This window comes from Pseudomonas sp. MWU12-3103b, from assembly GCF_023100615.1.
GTDB classification, from domain to species: Bacteria; Pseudomonadota; Gammaproteobacteria; order Pseudomonadales; family Pseudomonadaceae; genus Aquipseudomonas; species Aquipseudomonas putida_A.
Genome location: NZ_JALMEY010000051.1, coordinates 1 through 394 on the forward strand (window position 1 = coordinate 1; position 394 = coordinate 394).

General features: G+C 64.2%; 1 protein-coding gene. It reads left to right on the forward strand.

Annotation, left to right across the window (positions count from 1 at the left end):
* Positions 1 to 394, forward strand: a 394-nt coding sequence (locus M0808_RS28425; RefSeq protein ID WP_247843194.1) for an RHS repeat domain-containing protein, incomplete at both ends; no start/stop codon positions are given.

Sequence of the window (394 nt, forward strand, 5' to 3'; positions counted from 1 at the left end):
TGACGGTCAGGTCACCCATTACTACTACGACACGCGCGGGCAGTTGCTGTCGATCCGCTATCCGGACAGCAGCCGGCACAAGTTGTCGTGGAACGACCTCGGGCAACTGATCGAGGAAACCCTGCCCGACGGTGGTGTGCGGCGCTTTTCCTACGACGCGCTGGGGCGACGGACGACCACTTGCAACGAGCACGGCGCGATCACCCGCCAGCAGTGGGATGCGGTTGGCCGACTAATTCAGACGACCTTTCCTACGGGCGCTACCCGTGCCTACAGCTACGGCGCCTACGGCCAGGTCACTGCCGAGCGCGACGAACTCGGGCACATCACCCGCTACGAGTATGACGACGACCTGCACCTGGTCTCGCGCAAGATCAACCCCGACGGCACGCGG